The sequence below is a fragment of the Acinetobacter sp. NIPH 2100 genome, assembly GCF_000369805.1.
In the GTDB taxonomy this organism is placed as follows: Bacteria; Pseudomonadota; Gammaproteobacteria; order Pseudomonadales; family Moraxellaceae; genus Acinetobacter.
Map to the genome: position 1 here is coordinate 641,257 of NZ_KB850224.1, position 827 is coordinate 642,083.

Sequence of the window (827 nt, forward strand, 5' to 3'; positions counted from 1 at the left end):
GTGTTAAATCCAAATGGATCAATTACCACCAATAATGTCGGAAACACAGGCCAAAACAACATTCATGATGCGATTGATTCAGTCCGTGGTGCAGCTGTTGCAGCGAAAACCACGGTCACTGAGGGTGACAACATTGTTGTGACCGAGTCTAAAAATGACGATGGCAGTACCAACTATGACGTTGCAACCGCCAAGGATGTGAACTTTGACTCAGTGAAAGTCGGTGATGTTTCGATTGATAGTGCAACAGGCAGGATCACAGGTGTTGCAGCAGGAGACGTGAATCCAGACTCAACTGATGCCATTAATGGCAGTCAATTGGCGAAGAATGCACAAAGCGTCTCTGATGCACTTGGCGGTGGTTCAACTGTTAATCCAGATGGTACGGTGACTGCACCGAACTATACGGTGAATGGCGCTGATGTAAACAATGTCGGTGATGCAATTACTGCGTTGGACAAAGGCTGGACACTTCAAAGCAATGGTGCCAATGCAGGTGCAGTAAAAGCAGGTGATACGGTTGATATCGGTACAGCAGATGGCGAAGAAAACTTACAAGTTACAAAAGAAGGCAATGACATCAAGTACAGCCTGAGCCGCGACTTGAAAGTGGATAGCGTGACTACGGGCCATACCGTGATTAACAATGACGGTATGACCATTGCCAATGGTCCAAGTGTCACCAAAGACGGCATTAATGCAGGCAACAAGAAACTTACTAATGTAGCCGCTGGTACAGTGAGTGCAGACTCAACTGATGCGATTAATGGTGGTCAATTGCATGGTGTTGCGGACAGTGTGAAAAACGCGATTGGTGGAGAAACGGT

General features: G+C 46.8%; 1 pseudogene. It reads left to right on the forward strand.

Going from position 1 to position 827, the window contains the following annotated elements:
* Positions 1-827: pseudogene (locus tag F887_RS14860) on the forward strand (hypothetical protein); the annotation flags it as partial.